Source organism: Ruegeria sp. AL12 (assembly GCF_056540885.1).
Map to the genome: position 1 here is coordinate 40,100 of NZ_JBQFXN010000007.1, position 22,845 is coordinate 62,944.

Below are 22,845 nucleotides of genomic sequence, written 5' to 3' on the forward strand. Positions count from 1 at the left end.
CTGGCGGTGCCCTTCACCTGACGATGAATTCCGCATGCAGCGCGCCTGCTGCCTTGATCGTTTTCAGAATGTCGATCATGTCCTGAGGCGAGACCCCAAGCGCGTTCAGACCTGCGACGACCTCGGACAACGTGGTGGCCTCGGGGATTTCGGCGAGGCCGGTTCCCTCTTCTTCCTCGATCCCTGCGATTGTACGTGGCACGACCACTGTTTCACCTCTGGCGAACGGGTTGGGCTGCACCGCAATCGGTGCCTCCTGAACCGTCAGAGTCAGGTTGCCTTGAGACACCGCAACACGCGAAATTCGGACCTCCTGCCCCATGACAATGGTGCCAGAGCGCTGATCGACAACAACGCGCGCTTTCGATTCAGGCTCGACCAGAATGTTTTCGATACGCCCTATAGCGTGGGCTGTCGAAACCGCCTGCGTCGCCGCGACGTTGATCTCAACCGTTCCGGAATCCCGCATGATCGCCACGGCTCTGTTGAACTCGGTGTTTATCGCGGTTTCGATGCGCGCGGCTGTGGTGAAATCGGGCTCTCTGAGTGCAAGGCGCATCTGAGTGAGAGTTGACAAGTCGAAGTCAATTTCACGCTCGACCCTTGCACCGGATGGGATCACGCCCGAAGTCGGCACCCCACGCACGACCGAGGCTGCCTCTCCTTCAGCCGAAACGCCACCTGCAAGGATTGTGCCCTGCGCGACCGCATAGATTTGGCCATCGGCTGCGTTAAGCGGGGTCATGATCAATGTTCCACCCAACAGGCTGCTTGAATCGCCTATGGCTGAAACCGTTACATCGATTTGACCACCCACCCGTGCAAAAGGCGGCAGGCTGGCCGTGACCAATACCGCTGCCACGTTTTTGGGCCGAAGATCCTCACCTGTGACGTTGACGCCAAGACGTTCGAGGATATTGGACATGATTTCTTCGGTGAAGGGCGCGTTGCGTAACCCATCGCCGGTTCCGTTCAAGCCGACCACCAGGCCGTAACCCACCAGATCGTTGCCCCGCACACCGTCAAAATTCACGAGGTCCTTGAGACGGATTGTCCCAGCCCAAGCCATGCCGGGAAGGAAAATCAGGAGAAATATCAGCGCCCTCATCTCAGAAAGTTCACCAGCGACAGGTTCGCATTGCGAACGGTTACGGAATACAGGCTTTCCAACTGAAATTGCACCGTTTGCAGTTTCGCTGCCGTTTCAAAAGGATCGGCCGCGATCAGTTCGTTCCGGCTGAATTCCAGGCTGGTTCGGGCCGAGGAATTGCGTGTTGCGGCCTCTTCGATGCGGGCTTCGGCCGCCCCGACCTTTGCCCGGAGCTTGACAGTGGCATCCTGTGCGTTGGCCAGATCGACCCCTAACTGCGTGAACAAAGCCGTGCGTTGATCGGGGGAAAGTGCCAATGCGCTGTCGGTGGCCAGCGCCGCAACGGCGACATCCCTGAGTGCGGTCTTGAACGCCGGGTCCGTTGCCGTGATCGGCAGCGTGACGCCTTCATTTTCCGAAATCTGCATCGGAGACAGTGTGCTGTTTGACCCCTGATAAATCACGGCGTCGAAACCGGCTGGGTCATTGAACCAGTTTTCTGCCGCCAGCCTGATATCAGCGACCGTGGCAAGCCCCGTCAACTGCGATTTCAGCGCCGTCAAAAGATCGTTCATAGATTGCAGGGGCGACACATCGGTGGCGGTACCGGAAAACAGGCTGCGCCCTCCTACGCGCGTGTTCAGTGCCGAGATCATCGTGTCCAGTTCATTCTTCGCCTTTTGGGACGCTTGTTCATGATTGACGGGCTGATTGGCGGTTCCGTAGGCCAGCAAAGACGCGGTCATGTCTCCGACCGAATCTCCGAAGGTTTTCAGGCTCAGTTGCATGGTATCGGTGAACAGGGCCGCTTCGGACGTTGCGATGCCAAAGGCGTCGAGTCTGGCGAGGCTGCGGTCGAGATCCAGAATTTGCGAATAATCCCCGCCAAGCCGCCCCGAGACGTCCTGTACCCGCCCGGTGGACATTTCATAAGACAGGGTTTCGATCTGGGTTTTGATATCTGTTGCGCGGGTTCGCAAGGTCATTCCTCGCGCCAAATCGCCGATAGAAGTGATATTCATGGTCACAACCTCAGAAGAGTTTCCATAAGCTCGTCAACAACCGAGATGACACGAGCGTTTGCGGCATATGTCTGTTCGACCTGCATGAGCCGCTGTAGTTCCTGATCGGTATCCACGCCCTGCGCGGCCTCGATCTGCGCCATTTGCTGCTGGAAGCTGTTTGCAAAAGTCTTGCGCTGATCTGCGGCATGGGCGTGTGCGCCCGCTTTCGACAACAGGGCCTCGGTCAACTCGGCAGCGCGCATGTTTCCCGTGCCGAACAGCCCGCCGGGTACCGGACGTGCGTCGTTCAATATGTTCCCGAACGCGCGCAATTGAGCAGCCTGCCCGGGATCACCCGGAGTTGCGGCACCCAGACCCGCGCGCAGTTTCCAACTGTCCCCGCCCTTGTCAGGGTCCACGGTTGAATTGAGTGAAATCCGTGATGCAAGCCCGACAACAGATGCAGGATCAAATCGGTTGCCATCGTCGGTGAACAGACCAGGATCTGTCGCAAGAGCCGACGAATCCAAACCGGGCGTTTCAAATCGTTCAATCAGGTCCCTTGCAACCGTGTCGAGCTGAACCTGCGCCTCGACTGCCAAGTCGTCGCGGATGGTGAACTGCGCCATCAGTGCCCCGCCGCGGATTTGAGCGTTGTCTCCGCTTGTCCGTACCGGGTTGCCGTTCATCTCCAGGCCGGACAACAGACCATTTGCCACGGTCATGTGAGGCTTTGTTTCGCCGGTCGTGGAAAAAGTGAACTCCGAGGCTGTGCCTTCCAGCAGGATCAGCCCGCCCTCAGAGTACAGAGATACCTGATCATTGGCGCGCGGCACGACATTGACCGGGATCAGGGTGTTGACCTGGTCGATCAGGACATGCCGCTGATCCAGCAGGGCACCGATGTCACCGCCAGAGTTTTGAACGGCGGGAATCTTGGCGTTCAGGTCTTCGATATCTTTCAGAGTCTGATTCAGGGTGTCGATCTGGGCGCCAATTTTTCGATCAGCATCCGAGCGTGCCTGGCGTACGCCTTCGGACGCCGCGTTCAGCTCGTTGGTCAGATCGCGGGCCGAGCGTGCAACCTGATCCAGCCGTTCGATCGAGTCAGGCAGACTGGCCGCCGTGATAAAGGCGTTTTCCAACGAGGAAAGACGAGTAGACAGCGAAGGGCCGCCATCAGGAGACCCCACCAGTTGTTCGAACCGTGCGTGAAAATCTGAAACGTCCGACCGATAGGCGAGTTCGGCATCAGACGAACGTCTGTTGGCGGTCAAAACCGGATCCTGATGCCGGATCACGCCAACGGTGCGTACGCCATTTCCGGAAATTGGGCTTGTGGCAAGTTCCAGGGACCGGCGCGCATAGCCGGGGGTCAGCGCATTCGCGATGTTTCCGGACACCACAGCTGCCCCGCGACTGGCCGCAGTCAGCCCGCCCAATGCGTTATTGAGTGCTGTCGACATGTTCATGAGGCCGCTCCTTTCTTGGGGTCAGAGCTGGATTAACGCTTCAGGTTTGTCGTTTCCTGCAACATCTCGTCCACCGTCTGGATCACCGTGGCGCTGGAGGAGTAAGCACGTTGCGTCTGAATCAATGAGGTCAGCTCGGTCGCTACATCCGTGGTGGATTCCTCACGCGCGAAAGAAACAAGATCCCCGGTCGGGCCTTCGCCGGCATTCCAAAGAAAGAACGTACCGCTTTCACGGGAAGGCGCGTAAGTCTGGCTGTCCAACGCGGTTAAACCGTTGGGATTGGGTACATCTGCCAATGGAATCTGGTACATCCGGCGACTGACGCCGGTGTCGTAGAACGCGTAGACATATCCTCTCTCATCGACCTGAACGCTGGTCATTGTTCCCACGGCAGAACCGTCACGTGTGATCGAAACAGGCGCGAACGTGTCGGACAATTGGGTTATCCCGTCTGCATCCCCGATCAGGCCGATATTGACCTCCATCGGTCCGCCGGCGACGTTGACCATGACACTGCCCGTTGCTGGATCGTAAGCTCCGCCAGAAACAGGTGTGACGCTGGCCAGAGTGCCGCCTGCCGTTCGGTTGTCGGTGAATGTCAGCGTGTATTCACCGATGACCGCGCCACCCGACGCCGAGTCACGCAAGACCATGGTCCATTCGTTGCTGCTGCCGGTTGCGGGAACCGTTGGGATCAGCTGGATATCGACGCTTTCAGACTTGCCGAGATTATCGAAATACTCAACCGACAAAGGTTGAACGTCGCCCGGCGCGCCCGCATTTGTCGCCGTGGCCGGAAGGTTCATACGCAGTTTCATTTCTGTGGTTGGTGAACCCGACAGCTGGTTCACGCTCAGCTGAATGGGTTCAAGCGCGGCGGGTGTATCGCGCGAAACCGGTGGAATAGTGCCATCGGGTGCCGCGGGCCACCCCAGAAGAACAAGGCCGGATTCGGTAACCAAATACCCTTCTTCGTTGGTGCGGAACGACCCGGTGGTGGTCAGTAGCATCTCGTTCGAATTATTCCCGATCTGCGAACTGGGGCGCACAGGCAACATGCCGCGCCCGCGAACTGCCAGATCGGTAGAGTTGCTCGTCGTCACCAGGGGCCCGCGTTGATCAATCATGCGCTGGCTTGTCGTCCGCACGCCGCCTGCCGAATAGCTGCCACCCTGGCCCGACGTGACCATTGAATGAAAATCCGTCTCGACCCGTTTATACCCGTAGGTTGAAGAATTCGCGATGTTGTCGGAAATCGTCGCCAACCTGTTGGCATTGGCTTTCAGCGCCGCCACACCGGCATTGAGCGAAGAGGAAATGGTCATGGGTGCGCCCTTCTGTTGCGTCCGTCTTTGATGCAACAGGTAACGCGCTGCCCCTTAACAGCGCGCTAACATGTAAAATACGCTCTATCATTTAGGGCTGGCGCAGAAAGATCACTTCGATCCTGTTGTTCCGCGCAGCCATGGGATTGTCGCCGAACAATTCTCGGTCTGCATGGCCCGTAACACGATCCATCCTTTGTGCCGCAACGCCCTTGTCCTGTAGCAATTGACGCAATTTTTGGGCCCTTGCCGTGGACAGTTCCCAGGCAGTGTTGCGCGCCTGCACAACCGGAGACGCGCTGACATGCCCTTCGACGGCGATCGAATTGACGACAAGATCCGAGGCTCGGGCGATGATCAGGGCCAGGGACCGCAGAAAGCTGGTTGGCTTGTCAGAACCCGATTCGAACAATGCCTGATCGTCGGTGTCGAACAGTTCCACCACCAATCCTTCATCGGTGACCCGTGTGACGATATGCTTGAGCAGTTTGTCCGAGACCTCGCTTTCACCCGTGCGCCCCAGCAGTTGCGCCTCCAACGTAGAGAAATCTTCCTTGGCCCCTTTGCCGCCGCCCTCGGCATTCACTCCGATCGAGCCACGGGCCTGATGCGATTCGGTCGGATGTGTGGTCGTGGCACCCTGACCGTCTCGCAGCAGCACTTCTTCAGACAGCATGCTGTCGCCGCCAAACGCCCCGTCCCCGCCGCCGGATTCCGGGCTTAGCGGGATTGTCGGCGCGAAATAATCCGCCAACCCTTTTCGTTGCTGTTCCGTTGTTGCGTTCAGCAGCCACATCAACATGAAGAAGGCCATCATGGCCGTCACAAAGTCGGCATACGCGACTTTCCACGCGCCACCGTGATGGCCATCGCCACCCGATACACGCTTCTTCTTGATGATGATTGGCGCCGCATTGGTTTGCGCACCCATCTCCACCACCTTTTTATCACCCGACTATTGGAATAGCAGTGCAGGTCTTAAGGCGGCCTTAATACTTAAAACTGTTCCGAGTTCACTAACGCGGCAGGCCGGCCGAGGCACGGCGCAGAATCAGGGACAAGCGGTTAAAGCTGTTTTCAATTCCTTCGGAATCGGGTTTGCCGAAAAACGCGTCCAACTCCTCATGAACGCGCACGGCCTGATCCAAGAGCGGATCTGATCCTTCTGAATACAGCCCGGCCTTTATCATGACTTCAGATTGTTCGTAGCTGCCGACAAGTTTGCGGGTTTCGTTGATCATCTGGTTCTCGGCCTCTGACGCGGCCTCTGGAAGGCTGCGGGATACGGATTTGCTGAGGTCGATGGCCGGGAAGCGCCCGCGTTCGGCAATCTCGCGGCTGAGTACGATATGCCCGTCCAACACACCGCGCAGAATGTCGGCGATGGGTTCATCCATGTCGGAGCCCGCAACCAGGACACTGAATACGGCGGTAATATCACCCTGCTCCTGCGTGCCGGGGCCTGCGCGTTCACACAGGTTGGCTATCAGGGGGGTGACAGAGGGCGGATACCCTCGGAGTGACGGGGCTTCGCCCATGGCAACGGCGATTTCACGGTGCGCTTCCGCGAAACGGGTTACCGAATCGGCCAGAAACAGAACGTTCAGCCCCAGATCCCGCAGGAACTCGGCCGCCGACATGGCCGACCACGCGCACCGTCTGCGCGCCAATGCAGACTGGTCGGACGTCGCAGCGACCACGATAGTGCGCTTCATGGCTTCCGGGCCTATGGCGCGGGCAACAAACTCGTTCACTTCACGCCCACGTTCGCCGACAAGAGCCACCACAACCACGTCAGCCTGCATGTAGCGCGCCAGCGTCGACAGCAGCGTCGATTTTCCCACACCCGATCCCGCAAACAACCCAACGCGTTGACCGCGTACAATCGGCAGCATGGTGTTGAGAACCGATAGTCCGGTGGCCATCCGCTTTCCCAATGGCTTGCGCGCCACCGCAGGCGGGGGGGCTTGCATGATATCGCGATCCTGTGGCCCGTTCAGCAGGGGTTTTCCGTCCAGCGGTTTGCCAAACGGATCAATGACGCGCCCAAGCCAGTGCAATGCGGGCGCGAACCCCGGCGAGGGATCAAGGTACACACGGTCCCCGAGGCTGACACCGTCCGGGGCGGAACCCGGAATCATGTGGATATGGTCTGCACCGACATGCAGCACTTCACCGGCCAGATCGGGCCCCGCGCGCCGCCGCAATGTAAGCAAGTCTCCGATTCGCGCATGTTCGTTGAGGCCACTGATCTCGATCAACCCTTGTGCGACGCTACTGACCAGGCCCACGTGGCGGATCGAAGTCATCCGATCGAATTCATGTTTCAGAAGCATCGGGTCGAGATCGGACATCTTGGGTTCTCCAATTGGGTTCTGAAAACGGTTTCTAAAGGAATCGGGGTTAAGCCTTGATTGAAATTGATCGAGGGAGAAGCCCCGATGTTCTATGACTTGAACGTCCTTAAGACTGCGTACGCAATGGCAACCCATGCCGGGCAACGGCAGGCGGTGATTGCGCGCAACATGGCCAATGCGGATACGCCGGGCTACCAGCCGCGCGATATCGAGCCCTTCCCAAAAGCACTTGAAAACTCGGGACGCGAAGTGACCATGATGGCCACGCGGCGGGGTCATTTGCATGGCGGTACGGGTGCGCAGCCTTGGGCAGAGCACCAGGCCGCTCCGTCGGGTGATCCAAATGGCAACGGCGTATCGCTTGAAGAAGAGATGCTGAAATCGGTCGAGGTCAAACGACAGCACGACCGCGCGTTGGCGATCTACAAATCCTCGATGAACATCCTTCGCACCAGTCTGGGACGTGGATAAGGAGGCCGAGGATGAGCGATTTTTCCCACTCACTTGCGGCATCCGCCAGCGCCCTGCGTGCGCAGGCAGCCCGGCTGCGCCACGTGTCCGAAAACATATCGAATGCGGATACGCCCGGGTACCGGCGCAAGACGGTGCCGTTTGAGACCATAGAAAAAGATGGTCAGAACGTGGTGCAAGCTGGCCGCGTAAAGCTTGATCGACGCGACCTGACACGAATTTTCGACCCCGGCCACCCGATGGCAGATGCCAGTGGTCACTATCTGGGATCGAATGTCGATCTGATGATCGAAATAGCCGACGCGCGTGAGGCGCAGCGGAGCTACGAAGCCAACCTCAAGATGTTCGATCAAGCACGGCAAATGTCGTCGTCATTGATGGAACTGCTCAGAAAATAAAGGACAGCCAGAATGGACATCCGATCCTTGACCGCCGCGCAGAATTATGCCGGCGCCCGTCCTGCAACCCAGGCCGACCCCGATCACCCGGGCATGGTGCAGGGGCTGAAGGCAAGTTTTCAGGACTTTGCATCCACGTTGAAACACAGCGAGCAGATGTCGCAGACCGCGATGGTCGGGCAAGCCGACCCGCACGCGCTGGTGCAGGCGCTGGCACAGACCGAACTGGCCGTCGAGACAGCAGTGATCGTTCGCAACAAGGTGGTCGAGGCCTATCAGGAAATCCTTCGGATGCCGGTCTGATACGATGCTGAGCGAAGGTCTTTTCTATGACATCGTGCGTCAGGCTCTTTGGATCGCCGTCATCACATCGGTCCCGATTCTGGCAGTTGCTTTGGTGTCAGGCCTGATCGTTGGTCTGTTTCAGGCCCTGACGTCGATTCAGGAAATGACACTGACCTTTGTTCCCAAACTGATCGCCATCGTCGTCGTGTTCTGGATCTCGATGGGGTTCATGACTCAGACACTTGTTACGTTTTTCACCGGTACGCTTGTTCCATTGATCGCAGGAGGTCGCTGATGGACACCGCCTATGTCACCCTGTCCCGCCAGTCCGGGCTGATGAATGAAATGCGCCTGGTGGCGAATAACATCGCAAATGCCAACACGACCGGCTATCGCCAGCAGGGGCTGGTGTTCTCGGAATACATTCGAGATATGCCGAACAGCCCGTCCCTTTCCATGAGCCGGGCCGAGGCGCGAAATTCGTCAATGCAACAAGGCGTGCTGACGCAAACCGGCGGGCAATTTGATTTTGCCATCGAAGGCGACGGGTTCTTCATGGTCGAAACCGAGAACGGCAACCGGCTGACGCGGGCTGGCAGCTTTTCTCCCAATGCCGATGGCGATCTGGTTTCAATGGATGGTGCGCGTGTGCTCGATGCCAATGGCGCGCCTGTGTTCATCCCGCCTGACGCGGCGTCAATCGATGTCGGCAGCGACGGAACGCTGAGTGTCGATGGTCAACTTCTGGGTCAGCTGGGCGTTTTCAACGTTGCCGACACGAACGAACTTGTACGCGAAGGAAACACTCGTTTCCGCACCGACGGTGCGATTGAGCCGGTCGACGAGCCGGTGGTTTTGCATCGCTTTCTCGAAGGGTCAAACGTGAACGCGATTCAGCAAGTGACCCGTTTGGTGGAAATCCAGCGCGCCTATGAGCTGGGGCAAAGCTTTCTTGAGAGTGAAGATGCGCGCGTGCGTGGAGCACTCAAGGCGCTGATGCGCTGATTTGGATGAGGAGAGATAGACATGCGGGCCCTTAAAATTGCCGCCACCGGGATGACAGCGCAACAGATGCGGGTCGAGACGATCTCGAACAACCTCGCGAATATGAACACCACCGGCTACAACGCCCGACGGGCCGAATTCGCCGACCTGCATTATCAACAGATGGCGCGGGCCGGCACCGTGAACGCGTCGGACGGAACGGTTCTGCCCACGGGTATTCAACTGGGTCTGGGTGTGCGACCGGCCGCGGTGACAGTGCAATTGGAACAAGGGGCCTTGTCGGCCACCGGGAGCGACCTGGATGTTGCAATCGAAGGTCGCGGATATCTGGAGGTGACCTTGCCCAGCGGTCAGGCCGCGTATACGCGCGACGGCAGTTTGAAGCGGTCGGCAGAGGGCCTGATCGTCACCTCTGACGGGTTTGCGGTTTCGCCGGAAATCACCATCCCCGACGATGCGCATTCTGTTTCGATCAACGCGTCGGGCGAGGTCTATGCATATTTTGACGATTCCCCCGAAGGTCAGTTGCTTGGGGAGTTTACGCTGGCCAGTTTTTCCAACGCCAAAGGCCTGGAAGCCGTCGGAGGCAATCTGTTCAAGGAAACCGAAGCTTCCGGTGCTCCGGTTCTGGGTACGCCGGGCGAAGACGGTCTGGGAACTTTGCGACAGGGTTATCTGGAAGACAGTTCGGTTGACGCCGTTCGCGAAGTTACCGAGTTGATCGAAGCGCAACGCGGCTATGAGATGAATGCCAAAGTCATCACGGCGGTGGACCAGATGATGAGCGCGACAACGCAGGTACGGTGATGCGACTTCTGGTTCTTTCTCTGGTGCTTCTGGTGCCAATTGCCGCCCAGGCTGACATTGTGGTGCCGACACGTACGATCCGGTCCAAGGAAGTCATTTCTGCGACCGATCTCGAGTTGAAGCCAACAGATGTTGCCGATGCAATTTCAGACCCTGATCTTCTGATCGGACAAGAGGCCCGGGTGGCGCTCTACCCCGGTCGGCCAATTCGCGGCACTGATGTCGGGCCACCTGCCATCGTGGATCGAAACGATTTGGTCGTGCTGGTGTTCAGCAGCCAACCCTTGTCGATCACCACCGAGGGCCGGGCCTTGGGGCGCGGCGCGGCGGGGGATCGCATTCGGGTCATGAACCTTTCATCCCGAACAACCGTAACAGGCCGAATCCGTCCGGACGGTCAAATCGAGGTACAGTGATGCACGGATTGCCAAAAACCCTTGTCCTGACGGCTTTTACCTTGTCCGCATGTGGTCGAATGGATCATTTGGGCAAACCGCCAAGTTTCACACCCAACGAGGATTCCCCGGAACAGGTTGCAATGTTGTGGCCGGGTTTGCCATTGCACACCCAACCCCAGCGAAACGTCGACCGGTCCTCTTTGTGGAGCGGCGGGCAGCATTCGTTGTTGGGCGACCAGCGCGCGATCAAGAAAGGCGACATCCTGACCGTTGTCATCGAGCTGGACGAGAAGGCAGAAATTTCGAACAACACCAGACGATCCAGATCTGGGTCCGAGAACCTCGAAGTCCCCAGCCTCTTCGGCCTGCCTCAACGCGTGCAAAAGAATCTGCCCCAGGGCGCGTCACTGGATGAAGCCGTTTCGATTGAAGCGGATTCCTCGAGCTCTGGCCGGGGATCCGTCAGGAGAAATGAAAAACTGACCCTGCGTGTTGCCGCAACAGTGCTGGATGTGTTGCCGAACGGAGTTCTTTCAATATCGGGGTCCCAGGAGTTGCGGGTCAACTTCGAACTGCGAGAGCTTCTTGTGACGGGATATGTCCGGCCGCAGGACATATCGCGGCAAAACGAAATAACCTATGACAAAATCGCGTCAGCGCGCATGTCATATGGCGGCAGAGGGCAGATAACGGATGTCCAGCAACCCCGCTATGGTCAGCAGGTTCTTGATTCCCTTTTGCCGTTCTGAGGTGAGATCGTGGTCGCGAAATTGATTCCCGTGATTTTTCTGATTGTTGGACTCGGTGCGGGTATTGGCGCGGGTCTGGTTCTTGCACCTGCAAAAAAACCTGAAACTGCCGTTGCCGAAAAAGAAGCAGTCAAAGAGGATAAGTCGGCCGGCAAGAAAACCGGGAAATCAAAGGAAAAAGGCAAGGGGGAGAGCTTTGGTTATCTGAAAATGACCAAGCAATTCGTCGTCCCCGTTGTAAAAGACGACCAGATCGAAGCCATGGTAACGCTGTCGCTGAGCCTTGAGGCGAACCCGGCCATTACAGAAACCTATTATGCAATCGAGCCTAAACTCAGGGATGGCTTTCTTCAGGTTCTTTTTGACCATGCAAACACGGGTGGCTTTGACGGGGCTTTTACAGAATCCGGGAACCTGGATGTATTGCGGAATTCCTTGCTGGAAGTGGCGCGCAAAGAATTTGGCGACGACGTGTCCAAAGTGCTGATCCTGAGTGTAAACCGACAAGATAGCTGACACTGACCGACCCGATAATTCGGGTCGGTCAAGCTAGGGCCCGAAGTGCTTTTTGGCATTTGCTTTTCGGTTTGCTTGCTGAACTTTCTTTCGCAATTTTTCCACCGCTTGTTTTCGCCCAAAGGCAGTACGCAAAGCTTCCATTCCGGCCAGTTTCTGCGCGCGCGTTCGTGCCAGTTGCAGGTTCAATTGTCTCCGCGTCGCGGACTCCCAACTATTCCAGAGAACGTCGGTCCCTGAAACCTGATAGCCTTCGACCTTGGTGCTGTCTTGACGCGCCTGACGGAGTTGACCGTCCAATCTGGCAAGTTGCTGCTTGATCCGTGCCTCGGCCTCCAGGATCGGTCGTAGCACTTGAAATTGCTTCTGAAACGCAGCGTTGGTCACTTTTTCCAGATCGGGTAATTGCGTGTGGGTCATCGAACTTGCTCCTTCGCGCGTTTTCGCATCGCTTCGGCAAACCGGATCGCGGCGGCAACAGGACGATAGTGCTCTTCGGCGATCTCCTGACCTATGTCCACGGTCGCGTGAAGGGCGCGAGCTGTGGGAGGGTCTGAATGGATCGGAACGCCTGCTTCTCCTGCGGCGGATCGGATGGTGGCGGCGATTTCGTCCACCCCTTTGGCAACGCAAACCGGGGCGCTGCCCGCAACCCGTGTCCATTTAAGCGCCACAGCATAATGGGTGGGGTTTACGATCACGACATCCGCGCCTGGAACATCTGCCAACATTTGGTTGGTTGCGATTTCCTGTGCGCGCTGGCGCCGGTGTTGTTTGACATGAGGGTCGCCCTCGGCATCCTTGGTTTCATCCATGATCTCCTTGCGCGACATACGGTTCTTGCGCATGTGTTCGGCATATTGCCAAATAAAATCGACAACCCCGATGGCCAGTGCGATCGCGATCACGATGAACAGAAAGCGAAACAGCAGGTTCATCATCAGCAGAATGGATGACTTTGCCGGCGCCGCGCTGGCAGACAGAATCTCGGTTAGATTGGCTTTCAGAAAAAGCGCAAGGCAGGTGCTGTAGATCAACAGTTTGGTGGTGCTTTTGGCAAACTCGAACAGGCCGCCCCGCCCGAACTTGTTCTTTGCGTTCGAAACCAGAGAGATACGCGAAAGTTTTGGCTTCAATTTGCTTGGGGCAAAGATCAGCGCGCGCTGGGCGATCAAGTTCAGCAGAACAGCCGCGGCAGGAAGGCAGAACAGCAAAGCAACAGGCAGCAGGGCACTTTTCAATATCCCCGCAACCGGAGCATGCGATGGCCCATCCGTCAGAAGCCGTGCAAATGCGTCGGACTGATCGATCAGAACCATGAACCCGGTGCCCATATGCTCGACACTGTATTGACCGACTGTAAGCAGGGCGATCAGAAGCCCGGTATATGCCGCCACGACCGACAAGTCGTTGGATTTTGGAACCTCACCCTTCTCGCGCGCTTTCAGCAGCTTTTGCGGTGTCGGCTCGTATGACTTGTCGCTGTCGTCATCACCTGCACTCATCTTTGCGCTCCCATCGGGTTGGTGAAGAAGGCGACCAGCGCGTCAGCCCACACGGACAGGATCAGCGGTGTGCCGGCGAACAGCAGAAACAGCCCGGCGAAGGTGATTGCAGGAGCACCAACGAAGGCCACCATCAGCTGGGGCATTGCCCGGTTGATGACCCCAAGTGCCAGGTTGTAGATCAAAGAGGCGATGACGAACGGTGTTGCCAGTGCAAAAGCCAGCCCAAAGCTGTTGGCGACCTGATGCAATCCCCAGCGCGACGCATCCGCGGCATCAGGTGCCAGCCCTATTGGGAACAGGGCATAACTCTGGATCAGGAACTGCGCGGCCCGGATGTGCAGGTCCATGATTACGGCAAGTGTCAGTCCTGCCAGGGTCAGCAGGTATCCCATGGCGGGGATCGGATCGGCCGCCGCGCCACCCAGCAGTTGCGACAATGACGTGGACTGAGCCGCAATAGACCCCGCGGTTTGCAGCGCGAGAACGAACAGGCGCAGGCCTATCCCCAGGACAAGCCCGATCAGAACTTCGGTGCCGACCAGCCGCACGGTCGCCCAAAGGCTGGGATCTATTCTGACGGGGGGCGCAGCGGGCAGTATGATCAGCGTGAAAGCAACGGAAGCACCAAGCTTTACCCGTGTCGGAATACTGCGCTCACCGAAAGCTGGAAGCAGCGAAACAAGAGCGGAGACGCGCAGAAACACGACAAAGGCCTGCCAGATTGCTTCGGCCAGCTGCGACAGCATCTCTGGCGGCAGGGCAATCACGCTGCAACAGTTCCGACCAAGGCAGGTTTGGCTTCCAGCCCGATTTCTTCGAAGGACAAAACCGGGTTGGACACGCCGCGTGCTTGCATGACGGTGCGCAGCAACCGACGACGCCGGGTCGAGGTCACGACGGCTGGAAACAGACCGTTGTCAGCGGATTTGGCGATGGTGCTCACGACTCCGTCGGCCAGTTTGTTGAACACGTTCGGGGGCAGCGCGACATCCATGCCGGTATTTGGGGCGTCGATCTGGTAAGAGGCGAATGTGTCCTCCCATTCCGGGGCCAACTGGATCAGAGGGATCGAACCATCCTCGCGCTTCATGTCCGCGACCAACTGAAAGCCAAGACGCTGACGCACAAGTTCACAGATGCCTTCGGGCTGGGTTGTGGTCAGCCGCGCCTCGGCGACACTTTCAAGAATCAGCGCCATGTTCCGGATCGACACACGTTCGTCGAGCAACAGGCGCAGAACAGCGTGCAACGTGTCGATCGGCACTTTGTCGGGGATCAGTTCATCCAGCAGCTTACGGTTGGCTTCGGCGCGTACCGGGTCGCTCAGGCGGGTCATTTCCGACAGCAGGCGCCGGAGGGATTTCAGTGTCAGCAGGCGCGAGAAGTTCTGTTTGATGATCTCCAGCAGATGGGTGGCAAGAATCTCGGGCGGTGAAACTATGGTGGCACCGCTCAGCGCGGCGTCCTCCTGATCTTTCGGCAGGATCCAGCGCGCCGGAGCACCATAGACCGGCTCGGTCACGTCATTGCCCTCCGGCAGCAGGTCAAACCCGTCCTGCACGAGCGCCAGGATGAGATCGGGATGCAAGACACCGCGTGCCTGTTCGACGCCCTGAACCTTGATCACATACGTCCCGGTCGGCAGGTCGGCGCGGTCGGTCAGGCGGATTTCGGGCAGGATCAGGCCAAAGGTCGACGCCACATAGGTCCGCATATTGGCAATACGAGCGTCCAGCCCCGTGCCAGGATTCAGAACCATGCTGACCAGATCCGGAGCGAACTCCAGATGGACATCATCCAGGTCCAGGATGTCGCCGATAGCCTGGGATGTCGGCGCTTCGGTTTCGGTCGAGGGCAGTTTTGCCGACGCGTCTGCGTCTTGCTGCTTTCGGTGAACATTGTAAGCCGCATATCCCAGAATGGCCGCGCCGAGGATGAACGGCAGAAAAGGAAGACCGGGCACCAGAGCGAACAGGACCATGAGCACCGCGACGGTGGACAATGCTGCCGGGTGGCGGCCAAGTTGAGAAAAGATGGCGTTGTCCGTGGCCCCCTGCGTGCCGCCTCGTGCCAGCAGAAGGGCAGACGCTATGGAAATGATGACGGCGGGAATTTGGGACACCAACCCGTCGCCGACGGTGAGAATCGCATAGGTTTCGAACGCCGCGGCCACGGGCATTCCATGTACGACGACGCCCATGACCAGGCCCATGACGAGGTTCAGCAACGTGATCAGAAGCCCGGCGACGGCGTCACCTTTCACGAATTTCGACGCACCGTCGAGCGAACCGAAGAATGTCGTCTCCTGCTGTTCCAGCTCTCGCCGTTCCTTGGCCTGCTGATGATCGATTGCCCCGGCGGACATGTCGCTGTCGATCGCAAGTTGTTTGCCGGGCATCCCGTCCAACGCAAAGCGCGCGCCGACTTCGGCCATTCGGGCGGCGCCTTTGGTGATGACCATGAAATTCACGATCAGCAGCACGCCGAACACCACCAGGCCAAGAAAAATGCTGCCGCCCATGACGAAACTGGAAAAACCTTCGATCACGTCTCCTGCAGCATTCGGGCCGGTGTGCCCCTGCCCGATGATCAGTTTCGTCGACGACACATTCAGCGACAGGCGCAACATCAAAGACGCCAGCAGAATCGTCGGGAAGGACGAAAAGTCCAGCGGGCGTTCAATGAACAGCGTCAGGGTGAAGATCAGGATGGCCAGGGCAAAGGAGGCCGCCAACCCCACGTCCAGCACCCAGGCTGGCATGGGCAGGATCATCATGACGATGACCGTCATCAGCGCAATCGCCAGCAGGACAGTAGGCGAAAACAGCGACTGGATGTTTACCTTGGGCACGCGAAACTCCTAGTTGAAGGCGATAAACGCGGTTGCGGCGCCTGCGGCTGGCACCAGAGACCCAAGCGCGCCGGTGCGGGGCGAGGCCGTCGGAATGGGAATCAAGGGGAGTCCGGCCTCGGTGAACGGATCCCGAGACGTGCCCGCAACCCGGGTTCGGGGGGCCCCTTCGAGCTGTGCCAGCACCGTTTGAAACCGCTCTTTGTAAGCTTCGGCAAGGGGTGTCGTGCGGGAATGATAAGCCCCCGCGGCTGCGGGCCACGAACCTAGCTCGGCATGGAGTTCATTCAGGAACCGGGCGGCGTAGGTCGCGTTCTCATCTGGATCGAACATCGCGTCGATCGAACGGAAGGCTTTGCCGTGCCAGCGATAATTGATCTGAAAACAGCCGACATCAAAGCTGCGGGTGCCCGATTTGAAGATTTTGAACGCATAGGCCTTGGCTTCGACCTCGGACTTGAACCAGTATCCCTGACCGCCGACGTTGATTGTCCAAGGCCAAGGCTGCAACCGGCCGTCCAGCCTGCGCCCGGTTTCAACGCGCGAGATGGCGCGGAGCACGTCCAGGGGCACGCCTTCGGACAAAGCGGCGCGGCGCGCGGCATGATCGCACAGGTCACCGGTTTTGGCATCTGGCATGGCAAACCCTGCCTGCGCAAAAAGCACATGCACCATCATGAGTAAAAGCGGGAACTTCTGATTTGGCATTCTGCCGGTCCGGGATTCTGATCTCTCCCGGCCAAGCTAGCCAACGATCGGTTTACAGAGAGTTATCGCCGCTTCAGTTTCGATCTATCCTGCGCCCGAAAACAACGCTGGTATTGGTGCGCAAGACACCGGGAATTTTCGCCAGGTCATCGACCAGAATGTCCAGATCCTCCAGCCTCGGCGCCTCTGCGGACAGCATAAGGTCGAACTCTCCGTTGATCGACAGGCACAGTTTGACTTCGGGGTAGGCTTCGAGCCGCTTGATGATCCGGCTGGTTTCCTTTTGCTGCACTTCGAGCATGACGATGACTTGCACTTTCGGCGTGTCTTCGGTGGACCCCAGGCGCACGGAGTATCCTTCGATCAGGCCGCGCTGTTCCATCCGGTTTATTCGCTCGTGCACGGTTGTCCGGGCAACACCCAGCGTGGTCGCAATCTGCGTGGTCGAGGCGCGTGCGTTGGCTTGCAGGGCGGCGATGATGCGACGGTCAAGCTGGTCCATTGGGGCTCTGGTTTGTGGTCATTGCGGGTTGAGATCAGGTCCAAGCGCCCGCTCAGGGTTCGCGCGGGATGCGCGGGTGCAGATCGTCGATGATGATCGGATGCGCGTGCGGGCCCGACCCGGCCAGATGCGGGTGATCGGGCGGCAGGTCGGGGTGATCATGGGTGATCGGTTCCTGGTCGAGGCGCGGCCACAGGCCGATTGCACCGACGACGCCCGCCACGGACAGCGTCGCCATGCTGCTGAGTGTGACGGTCGGGCCGAACACGGTCATCAACCACCCCGCCAGCGGGTAAAGAACCAGCCAGCAACCATGCGACAGGGTAAACTGTGCGGCGAAGACGGCTGGGCGATCTTCGGGGTGGGCCGACCGGGTCAAAAGGCGGCCCGAAGGTGTCAGGGTGGTGGAGTATCCGAAACCGGTAAATGCCCACAACGCGGTCAGCAACCCGAGCGACAGAGGAGCAATTGCGGCCAACATCGCGGCGACGGCCATGGAGCCAGTGGCAAAAACGGCGCCCGCGACCATGACCCGACGGTCCTCGATCCGGTCCAGAAGGCGGGGCAAGGTAAAGGCTGCAAGCATCGACCCACCCCCGAACCCGGCCAGGGCAATGGCCACCGCGCTTTCTGACAGGCCCAGATTGGCACGCACGATGACCACGGTGTTCACGATCACCATCGAGCTCAGGGCCGCCGCACTCCAGCTGAGCGCAAGCAGCCCGCGCAACCTGGGTGTTTTCAGATAGATACGAATGCCGCGTGTGGTGCGGTCATAGATGCCGCGGGGTCGGCTTGGTTTGGGTGACGGAAGCACGACCGAGACAACCAGCAATGCCGATGCGACAAAACCCAGCGCGGTACCCCAGAACAGGCTGTTGAAGCTGACCAGCAGCAGCAATGCGGCGGCGAACATGGGACTCAGCAGGCTTTCCATATCGTAGGCCAGGCGTGACAGCGACAAGGCACGCGTGTATTCAGCTTCGTCTGGCAGAACGTCCGGAATCGTGGCCTGAAAGGCGGGCGTAAAGCCCGCCGACGCCGATTGGAGCACGAAGATCAGCACGTAGATTTGCCAGACTTCAGTCACGAAAGGCAGACATACTGCAACCGCTGCGCGGATCAGGTCCAGCACGACCAACATCTTGCGACGATCCAGACGCTCGGCAAAAGCAGCGGCGAGCGGTGCAACGGTGACATAAGCCACCATCTTGATCGTCAGTGCCGTGCCAAGGACAAGTCCCGCAGCATTCCCGGCCAGATCAAAGGCGAGCAGCCCAAGGGCGACCGTGGCCAGCCCGGTTCCGGTCAGAGCAACGATCTGGGCGGCGAACAGGTGGCGGTAGGTGCGGTGTTTCAGAATACTCAGCATGGCTTAGAGGTACTTTGTAATCGCCTTGAAGTCTTCGATCCCACCGCCATCGTCGTCAGCGGACAGGCAGTGTTCGATATGATCATGAATCAAAGCGCGTTTGGCATTGGTGACGGCCTTTTCTACTGCAAACAACTGTTGGGCGACGTCCGAACAGGGCGCGTGCTCCTCGAGCATGGCAATGACCTTGGCCAGGTGCCCATGGGCCCGCTTGAGCCGGGCCGTGATCTGCGAATGTGACTGGTGGGTGTTGTCTGACATGGCTTATCCATATCCCCCCGATGGGGATATGGTCAAGGATTTGGCATCGAATGGCCCGCGACTTTCGGACGGCGTTGAGTTTGGGGACCAAACCGCCTATCTCGGGGGCGATATCGCACAAAGGAATAGTCGCGTGGCGAACCATTTGTACAAAAACGATCTGCCGGATGGGCTGGATCTGGGCCCGGTTGTGGCCATTGACTGTGAAACCATGGGGCTGAACCCGCATCGCGATCGCCTGTGCGTGATTCAAATGTCAGGCGGTGACGGAAACAGCCATATCATCCAGGTGGACAAGTGCCAGACCGAAGCCCCGAACCTGAGTGCCATGCTGGAAAACCCTGATGTCCTGAAGCTGTTCCATTTCGGGCGGTTCGACATCGCCGCGATGTATCACACCTTTGGTGCCCTGGCCGCGCCGGTTTACTGCACCAAGATCGCCAGCCGGCTGGTGCGCACCTACACCGACCGCCACGGGCTGAAGAACCTGTGCCAGGAACTGATCGGCGTGGATATCTCGAAACAACAGCAGATGAGCGACTGGGGCGCTGAAACCCTGACCGATGCTCAGCTGGACTATGCGGCCTCGGACGTTCTTTACCTGCACCGCCTGCGCGACGAGTTGAACAAACGGCTGGCGCGCGAGGGCCGGACCGAGATGGCGCGGGCCTGTTTTGATTTCCTGCCGATGCGTGCGAAGCTGGACCTCGCCGGTTGGCCCGAAACGGATATCTTTGCACACTCATGACCGACACCGAAGCATTCCTGAGAACCGCCCGCCAGGTCGTCACCGACGAGGCCCGCGCGCTGGACGTGCTGGCCGACAGCCTTGACGAGCATTTTGCAGAGGCGGTGCATCTTATCCTGAAAGCAACCGGGCGCATCATCATCAGCGGCATCGGAAAATCGGGCCATATCGGCCACAAGATTGCCGCCACTCTGGCCAGTACCGGAACGCCCGCCTATTTCGTGCACCCGGCCGAGGCCAGCCATGGCGATCTGGGCATGGTTTCCAAAGGCGATGTGGTGCTGGCGATTTCGAATTCGGGCGAAGCGCCCGAGCTGGCCAACCTGCTGGCCTTTACGCGCCGCTTTGGCATTCCGCTGATCGGGCTATCCAGCAAGCCAGAAAGCACGTTGATGAAACAGGCCGATGTGCATCTGCTGATACCGTCGATGGGCGAGGCCTGCGGTTTCGGCATGGTGCCTTCGATCTCGACGACGCTGACCCTAGCCATGGGCGATGCGCTGGCCATTGCGCTGATGAAGTATCGCGACTTCCGCCCCGAGGATTTTCGCGCCTTCCACCCCGGCGGAAAACTGGGTGCGCGGCTGAGTACGGTGCGTGACCTGATGCATACCGGCGACGCCTTGCCTCTGGTCGCGGCGAACACCCCGATGAGCGACGCGCTGATCGAAATCAGCCAAAAGGGTTTCGGCGTGGCCGGTGTAACGGATGCGCAGGGGCATTTGTCGGGCATCATTACGGACGGTGACTTGCGGCGACACATGGACGGTCTGCTGGACAAAACGACCGAGCAGGTCATGACCGCCAATCCGACCACCATAACACCGGACGCATTGGCCGAAGAGGCGGTGGCGATCATGAATGATCGCAAGATCACTTCGCTGTTTGTGGTCGACGAGGCTGCATCCGGGCAGGCGCTGGGTCTTCTGCATATCCACGACTGCTTGCGCGTCGGTCTGGGCTGAGGGAGGCCGAATTGGACAGGTATTCCCGCATGGTACAGTTCCTGAAGGTTCTGTTGCCGCTTGCGGCCATTCTGATGCTGTCTACAGTGTTCCTGCTATCCCGCAGCATCGAAACCAACGTATCAGTGCCATTCGCAGAAAAAGACATTGACGAGCGGTTGGCGCAACAGGTGGTCACACAGCCGAAATATCGCGGGACAACCCGCAAAGGCGAGGATGTTCAGATCGAAGCCATCCAAGCCAAGCAGGGCGGCGAAGACGAAACCCCGACCGCATCCGAATTTCGGGGCCGGCTGGGGCTTCTCAGCGGTGGAACGATATTTCTGGATTCCAATTCAGGTTTGATCCGCCCTGATGAGGGCACGGCAACTTTTGTCGGCGACGTGGTGATTACCACTGCCGACGGGCTTCAAGTCACGACTGACCTGCTCAACACGTCGCTGGACGAAATCCGGGGCGACACGCCGGGGCGGGTGAACGGAACCGGGCCGATCGGCAATTTTTCCGCCGGCCGCATGACCTTTGGGACTGAAAAAAAGGACGGACCGGTCCATATTGTTTTTACAGACGGCGTGAAGCTGGTATACGAGCCTGAAAAAGCAGAAAGATAACCTGTGTTCGATTTTCGTTTTGTTCCTTTGTGCCTTGCTCTGTTTGCAGGTGCCGTAACCGCGACTGCGCAGGAGGCGCAGGTGGCTTTTGGTTCTGCAAATGCCGACCCGAGCCTTCCGGTCGAGGTCACATCCGAAATATTGAACGTCAACCAGGAGGACGGTTCTGCCGAATTCCTCGGAAATGTCGTCGTCATTCAGGGCGAAATGCGGCTGACCGCTGAACGGGTTCTCGTGATCTACAACGAGGAACGCTCGGCGATTGAACGGATGGAAGCCACCGAGAATGTTGTTCTGGTCAGCCCGCCGGATGCGGCAGAGGGCGATTGGGCGGAATACACGATAGATTCCGGTGTGATCGTCATGAAAGGCAATGTCCTGCTGACGCAAGGCCCCAGCATCATCAGCGGCGATCAGATGAACGCCAATCTGACAACGGGCACAGCGACCATGACCGGGCGCGTCAAGACGATCCTTCAGCAGGGAAACAACTGATGGCGCGACCCGACCTGTCAGTAGCCGAAGGCAATTCCGGGCTGCGCATCGAGAAACTGCGGAAATCCTACCGTAAGAAAACGGTGATCCGCGATGTCTCGATGACACTGGACCGGTCCGAAGTCGTTGCCCTGTTGGGACCCAACGGGTCGGGTAAGACCACGACCTTTTATTCCGTGGCGGGGCTTGTTTTCCCAGAGGCCGGCAAAGTCACGATTGACGGCCAGAATGTTACGACGTTGCCGATGTACCGGCGTGCGCGGATGGGCATCGGTTACCTGCCGCAGGAGATGTCGATCTTTCGCGGCATGAGCGTCGAGGACAATATCGCCGCGGTACTGGATATCACGGTTCCTCATGCTCACAGGCGGAAAGAACGGCTGGAAGAGCTGTTGTCGGATTTTTCGATCGAACATCTGCGCCGCGCGCCCGCTCTTGCCCTTTCCGGCGGTGAGCGCCGCCGCGTTGAGATAGCGCGATGTTTGGCCGCAGACCCGAAATATCTTTTGTTGGACGAACCATTTGCGGGTGTTGACCCGATCAGCGTCGGCGATATCCGACATCTGGTTGCCGACCTTAAAAAGCGGGGGATCGGTGTTCTGATCACCGACCATAACGTGAGGGAAACGCTGGAAATTGTCGACCGCGCCTATATCCTGCATGATGGGCAGGTTCTGATGTCGGGCACACCGGACGAGGTCGTCGAGAACGAGAATGTCCGCCGTGTCTATCTTGGCGAAAACTTCCGTATTTCATAGGCTTGTTATGGTCTGCGTCGGATGCATGGCGGAAATCGCGTATATACACACCTGTTTTGATTGACTCTTCCGTCGTCTCTTGCCTCAATTGTCCCATGGCATTTACCCGGTTCCAGTCTGGAGATCGTTGTCCCTTCGTTGAAGGGCTGGAGTTAAGACAACCGCGGAAAGTGTCTCGACCCCCCA

At 58.5% G+C, this 22,845-nt stretch carries 28 protein-coding genes; 14 read left to right on the forward strand and 14 right to left on the reverse strand.

Going from position 1 to position 22,845, the window contains the following annotated elements; genetic code table 11:
• Positions 1-13: 13 nt before the first annotated feature.
• The 6 genes from ACR0C6_RS16285 to ACR0C6_RS16310 all read right to left on the reverse strand — a co-directional run bounded on the left by ACR0C6_RS16285 (position 14) and on the right by ACR0C6_RS16310 (position 7,203).
• Complete coding sequence (locus tag ACR0C6_RS16285) at positions 14-1,108, reverse strand: flagellar basal body P-ring protein FlgI (protein WP_480447196.1); 1,095 nt, start codon at positions 1,106-1,108, stop codon at positions 14-16.
• On the reverse strand, positions 1,105-2,112 hold the full coding sequence (locus ACR0C6_RS16290) for a flagellin (protein WP_480447198.1): 1,008 nt from the start codon (positions 2,110-2,112) through the stop codon (positions 1,105-1,107). Before ACR0C6_RS16290 ends, ACR0C6_RS16285 begins: the two co-directional genes overlap by 4 nt.
• 2 nt (positions 2,113-2,114) lie before the next feature.
• Complete coding sequence (gene flgK / locus ACR0C6_RS16295) at positions 2,115-3,566, reverse strand: flagellar hook-associated protein FlgK (RefSeq protein WP_480447200.1); 1,452 nt, start codon at positions 3,564-3,566, stop codon at positions 2,115-2,117.
• A gap of 32 nt (positions 3,567-3,598) precedes the next feature.
• Positions 3,599-4,894, reverse strand: a complete 1,296-nt coding sequence (locus tag ACR0C6_RS16300; RefSeq protein ID WP_171727056.1) for a flagellar hook protein FlgE — start codon at positions 4,892-4,894, stop codon at positions 3,599-3,601.
• Between the two features lie 91 nt (positions 4,895-4,985).
• Positions 4,986-5,825, reverse strand: coding sequence for a flagellar motor protein MotB (locus tag ACR0C6_RS16305; RefSeq protein ID WP_480620222.1), 840 nt, complete (start codon positions 5,823-5,825; stop codon positions 4,986-4,988).
• 85 nt (positions 5,826-5,910) lie between these two features.
• On the reverse strand, positions 5,911-7,203 hold the full coding sequence (locus tag ACR0C6_RS16310) for a FliI/YscN family ATPase (RefSeq protein ID WP_371808362.1): 1,293 nt from the start codon (positions 7,201-7,203) through the stop codon (positions 5,911-5,913).
• 132 nt (positions 7,204-7,335) lie between these two features.
• On the opposite strand from ACR0C6_RS16310, the gene ACR0C6_RS16315 reads away from it, so the two are divergent.
• The 9 genes from ACR0C6_RS16315 to ACR0C6_RS16355 are packed head-to-tail and all read left to right on the forward strand — an operon-like array spanning position 7,336 to position 11,880.
• Positions 7,336-7,722: a FlgB family protein gene (locus ACR0C6_RS16315; protein ID WP_171666663.1), complete on the forward strand. Its 387-nt coding sequence runs from the start codon at positions 7,336-7,338 to the stop codon at positions 7,720-7,722.
• A gap of 11 nt (positions 7,723-7,733) precedes the next feature.
• Positions 7,734-8,120: a flagellar basal body rod protein FlgC gene (gene flgC, locus ACR0C6_RS16320; protein ID WP_480620224.1), complete on the forward strand. Its 387-nt coding sequence runs from the start codon at positions 7,734-7,736 to the stop codon at positions 8,118-8,120.
• Between the two features lie 12 nt (positions 8,121-8,132).
• Positions 8,133-8,423: a flagellar hook-basal body complex protein FliE gene (gene fliE, locus ACR0C6_RS16325; protein WP_480620226.1), complete on the forward strand. Its 291-nt coding sequence runs from the start codon at positions 8,133-8,135 to the stop codon at positions 8,421-8,423.
• 4 nt (positions 8,424-8,427) lie between these two features.
• On the forward strand, positions 8,428-8,700 hold the full coding sequence (locus ACR0C6_RS16330) for a flagellar biosynthetic protein FliQ (protein ID WP_152459750.1): 273 nt from the start codon (positions 8,428-8,430) through the stop codon (positions 8,698-8,700).
• On the forward strand, positions 8,700-9,410 hold the full coding sequence (locus tag ACR0C6_RS16335; protein ID WP_480447208.1) for a flagellar hook-basal body complex protein: 711 nt from the start codon (positions 8,700-8,702) through the stop codon (positions 9,408-9,410). The genes ACR0C6_RS16330 and ACR0C6_RS16335 overlap by 1 nt, the downstream gene beginning before the upstream one ends.
• A gap of 21 nt (positions 9,411-9,431) precedes the next feature.
• Positions 9,432-10,217, forward strand: a complete 786-nt coding sequence (flgG, locus tag ACR0C6_RS16340) for a flagellar basal-body rod protein FlgG (RefSeq protein WP_480447210.1) — start codon at positions 9,432-9,434, stop codon at positions 10,215-10,217.
• Positions 10,217-10,633, forward strand: coding sequence for a flagellar basal body P-ring formation chaperone FlgA (gene flgA, locus ACR0C6_RS16345; protein ID WP_480447211.1), 417 nt, complete (start codon positions 10,217-10,219; stop codon positions 10,631-10,633). Before flgG ends, flgA begins: the two co-directional genes overlap by 1 nt.
• Positions 10,633-11,364: a flagellar basal body L-ring protein FlgH gene (gene flgH / locus ACR0C6_RS16350; RefSeq protein WP_480447213.1), complete on the forward strand. Its 732-nt coding sequence runs from the start codon at positions 10,633-10,635 to the stop codon at positions 11,362-11,364. The genes flgA and flgH overlap by 1 nt, the downstream gene beginning before the upstream one ends.
• A gap of 9 nt (positions 11,365-11,373) precedes the next feature.
• Positions 11,374-11,880: a flagellar basal body-associated protein FliL gene (locus tag ACR0C6_RS16355; RefSeq protein WP_480447215.1), complete on the forward strand. Its 507-nt coding sequence runs from the start codon at positions 11,374-11,376 to the stop codon at positions 11,878-11,880.
• A gap of 33 nt (positions 11,881-11,913) precedes the next feature.
• Here ACR0C6_RS16355 and ACR0C6_RS16360 read toward each other — a convergent pair whose 3' ends face one another.
• The 8 genes from ACR0C6_RS16360 to ACR0C6_RS16395 form a co-directional block, all read right to left on the reverse strand.
• Positions 11,914-12,300 (reverse strand): hypothetical protein, encoded by a 387-nt coding sequence (locus ACR0C6_RS16360; RefSeq protein WP_480447217.1) that lies wholly within the window; start codon positions 12,298-12,300, stop codon positions 11,914-11,916.
• Positions 12,297-13,385, reverse strand: coding sequence for a flagellar type III secretion system protein FlhB (gene flhB / locus ACR0C6_RS16365; RefSeq protein ID WP_480620229.1), 1,089 nt, complete (start codon positions 13,383-13,385; stop codon positions 12,297-12,299). Before flhB ends, ACR0C6_RS16360 begins: the two co-directional genes overlap by 4 nt.
• Entirely contained in the window at positions 13,382-14,155 is a 774-nt protein-coding gene (locus tag ACR0C6_RS16370) for a flagellar biosynthetic protein FliR (RefSeq protein WP_480620231.1), read from the reverse strand. Before ACR0C6_RS16370 ends, flhB begins: the two co-directional genes overlap by 4 nt.
• A complete protein-coding gene (gene flhA / locus ACR0C6_RS16375; protein WP_480447331.1) occupies positions 14,152-16,179 on the reverse strand; it encodes a flagellar biosynthesis protein FlhA in 2,028 nt (675 codons plus the stop codon). The genes ACR0C6_RS16370 and flhA overlap by 4 nt, the downstream gene beginning before the upstream one ends.
• 69 nt (positions 16,180-16,248) lie before the next feature.
• Positions 16,249-16,947: a transglycosylase SLT domain-containing protein gene (locus tag ACR0C6_RS16380; RefSeq protein WP_480620233.1), complete on the reverse strand. Its 699-nt coding sequence runs from the start codon at positions 16,945-16,947 to the stop codon at positions 16,249-16,251.
• A gap of 73 nt (positions 16,948-17,020) precedes the next feature.
• Positions 17,021-17,449: an Lrp/AsnC family transcriptional regulator gene (locus tag ACR0C6_RS16385; RefSeq protein WP_152459759.1), complete on the reverse strand. Its 429-nt coding sequence runs from the start codon at positions 17,447-17,449 to the stop codon at positions 17,021-17,023.
• Between the two features lie 52 nt (positions 17,450-17,501).
• Positions 17,502-18,821, reverse strand: a complete 1,320-nt coding sequence (locus ACR0C6_RS16390; RefSeq protein WP_171171792.1) for an MFS transporter — start codon at positions 18,819-18,821, stop codon at positions 17,502-17,504.
• 3 nt (positions 18,822-18,824) lie between these two features.
• Complete coding sequence (locus ACR0C6_RS16395; RefSeq protein ID WP_152459761.1) at positions 18,825-19,082, reverse strand: metal-sensing transcriptional repressor; 258 nt, start codon at positions 19,080-19,082, stop codon at positions 18,825-18,827.
• A 133-nt stretch (positions 19,083-19,215) separates the two neighbouring features.
• Between ACR0C6_RS16395 and ACR0C6_RS16400 the strand changes: the two genes are divergently transcribed.
• The 5 genes from ACR0C6_RS16400 to lptB are packed head-to-tail and all read left to right on the forward strand — an operon-like array spanning position 19,216 to position 22,659.
• Positions 19,216-19,830, forward strand: coding sequence for a ribonuclease D (locus ACR0C6_RS16400; protein WP_480620235.1), 615 nt, complete (start codon positions 19,216-19,218; stop codon positions 19,828-19,830).
• On the forward strand, positions 19,827-20,795 hold the full coding sequence (locus ACR0C6_RS16405; protein WP_171171788.1) for a KpsF/GutQ family sugar-phosphate isomerase: 969 nt from the start codon (positions 19,827-19,829) through the stop codon (positions 20,793-20,795). The genes ACR0C6_RS16400 and ACR0C6_RS16405 overlap by 4 nt, the downstream gene beginning before the upstream one ends.
• A 29-nt stretch (positions 20,796-20,824) precedes the next feature.
• Positions 20,825-21,406, forward strand: coding sequence for an LPS export ABC transporter periplasmic protein LptC (locus ACR0C6_RS16410; RefSeq protein WP_245218082.1), 582 nt, complete (start codon positions 20,825-20,827; stop codon positions 21,404-21,406).
• A gap of 3 nt (positions 21,407-21,409) precedes the next feature.
• Complete coding sequence (locus ACR0C6_RS16415; protein ID WP_152459765.1) at positions 21,410-21,901, forward strand: LptA/OstA family protein; 492 nt, start codon at positions 21,410-21,412, stop codon at positions 21,899-21,901.
• Positions 21,901-22,659: an LPS export ABC transporter ATP-binding protein gene (gene lptB / locus ACR0C6_RS16420; protein ID WP_152459766.1), complete on the forward strand. Its 759-nt coding sequence runs from the start codon at positions 21,901-21,903 to the stop codon at positions 22,657-22,659. The genes ACR0C6_RS16415 and lptB overlap by 1 nt, the downstream gene beginning before the upstream one ends.
• Positions 22,660-22,845 lie beyond the last annotated feature (186 nt).